At 49.5% G+C, this 1,486-nt stretch carries 1 protein-coding gene; it reads right to left on the bottom strand.

The genetic code is table 11. The annotated features are described in order from the left end of the window. Nucleotides 1-1,486: penicillin-binding protein 1A (locus tag R7P72_RS24225; protein WP_318110858.1), on the bottom strand; the 1,486-nt coding region annotated here is incomplete at both ends.

The following is a 1,486-nucleotide window of genomic DNA, read 5'->3' on the forward strand; positions in this document are numbered from 1 at the left end:
CTTGCATAAAGTCAATCCATGCTGGCTCTGCTGTTTTCGCTCCTGATTCAGCACCAGATACTTGGCCTTGACCCAAATTGCTGTTCACCGTCGTGCGGCCTAACGCGCGTGATTGCGCATCGAAGCCCACCCATGCAATAGCAACCACGCCCGGACCATAACCGTTGTACCATGCATCTTTTGAATCGTTAGTCGTACCAGTTTTACCACCAATATCACGACGCTCAAGTTTTTGCGCACGCCAGCCGGTACCGTTCCAGCCAGTTCCTTCACGCCAGTTGCCGCCACCCCAGATGTTGCTGTACATCATTTCACGCATCAAGAATGCGTTTTGTTCAGAGATCACTTGTGGTGCGTATTTTGGTTCATCATTTTCTAGTGCGTTCTCTGGAGCTTGGCCATCAACGGCAACGTCTTGCTCACCGAACTCACTGGCAAAGCGATCCATTTCTGGTTGTGGGCTCATTTGTGCGCAATCTTGATGACAAACGCTCTTAGGGTTGGCTTTAAACAAAACTTCGCCAAATGCATCTTCAACGCGTTCGACGTAGAACGGCTCAACATAGTAACCGCCGTTTGCAAAAACCGAGTAACCTTGCGCCACTTTCATTGGCGTTAAGCTACCCGCACCCAAGGCGATAGTTTCTGAGCGAGGCACTTCGTTGATATCGAATCCAAAGCGAGTTAGGTACTGACGAGTTTCATCCAGACCCACTTCACGTAAGGTACGAACCGCCATTACGTTTTTCGATTGCGCTAAGCCAATGCGAAGGCGAGTTGGACCGCCGTAAGTTGGAGGTGAGTTTTTTGGTCGCCATGCTGAGCCTGAACCTGCGTCCCATTTGTTGATTGGCGCGTCGTTGATTAGAGTTGCTAACGTTAGGCCTTTATCGATAGCGGCTGAGTAAATAAATGGTTTGATACTCGAACCAACCTGACGCACGGACATGGTTGCGCGGTTAAACTTGCTGTGAACAAAGTTAAAACCACCTACTAGTGACAAAATGCCGCCATTTTCAGGATTCATCGCGACAAATGCGGTGTTCGCGCTAGGCACTTGGCTTAGCTTCCAGCTGCTTTGAGTGTTGCCATCTTCATCGGTGGTCGTTAGCTCGCGAACCCAAATTTGTTCACCTGCAGCTAAAACCTCTTGTGCAGATTTTGGTGTTGAACCTTGACGGTTATCGGTGAGGAATTTGCGTGCCCAGTTCATGCCAGTCCAAGGGATGGTTTGTGCGTCGTTATTTTTCACAACAACTTGCGCTGTTTTGCCTTCCCCTTTTGTCACGACCGCAGGGTAAAGATCGCCGTAAGTTGGCTGGCCTTTTAGATGCTTCTCTATTTGTTCAGCGTCCCAAGCGGCTTCCCCTTCTTTCCACAACACTTTTTCTGCGCCGCGGTAGCCATGACGCTCGTCATAAGCCATTAGGTTGTTTACCGCAGCCTTATTGGCAGCGTCTTGCAGTTTAGAGTCAACTGTTATGTA

Origin of the sequence: Vibrio sp. Vb0888, assembly GCF_033338835.1 — a bacterium.
Classification (GTDB): Bacteria; Pseudomonadota; Gammaproteobacteria; order Enterobacterales; family Vibrionaceae; genus Vibrio; species Vibrio alginolyticus.